The organism is Dellaglioa sp. CoH-56-MRSF-11 (genome assembly GCF_056782135.1).
In genome coordinates, this window is record NZ_JBXAYE010000021.1 from 1 (window position 1) to 557 (window position 557).

At 50.6% G+C, this 557-nt stretch carries 1 protein-coding gene; it reads right to left on the reverse strand.

From position 1 onward, the window contains the following. Positions 1 to 260: 260 nt before the first annotated feature. The coding region (locus tag AC1RPT_RS07620) for a hypothetical protein (RefSeq protein ID WP_471779780.1) at positions 261 to 557 on the reverse strand (297 nt) is incomplete at its 5' end.

Here is a 557-nt window from a genome sequence, read left to right on the forward strand (position 1 = left end):
GTTGTGCCACCATCACCTCCGTAGGGGTCGAAGTAATGATTTTTAGGACACGAAAGAATTGGGTGTCCTCCACATGATTCGCAATAGGTGTCATACGCTGCCCACCTATCGGCCGCGTGCCACTCTCTGCACTCAGGGCACTCTATCTCCTGCCCCGGAAAGTCTAGAGGACCTTCCCAGTCGATAGTTTGGTACGCAGCATCGTCAACGCGTATTGTGTTCATGTGTCACCCAGCAAAAAGGGTCCGAAGCCCCTTGGTTTAACCTACGTAATTGCCATCGACGAAAATCCCCACACCCTTATTGTAGGTGCGGCTGTTGCGTGAAAGACGACGCTTGAACTTACCGTCGATGAACAGCGACTTGTCCTTGATGTCGATAGAGGGAACAACACGTCCATCGTACAGGATTCCAGAGACGCTCGCGTTTTCGTTGCCAGTGATCAGAAAATTAGGATCACTAGACGGTGAACTATTTCGCAGCGACTTGCAAATCAGCTCACCGAGCTTGTACACACCGTAGAAAAACACGACCACACAAAGTAGGTCTAGTGGTGT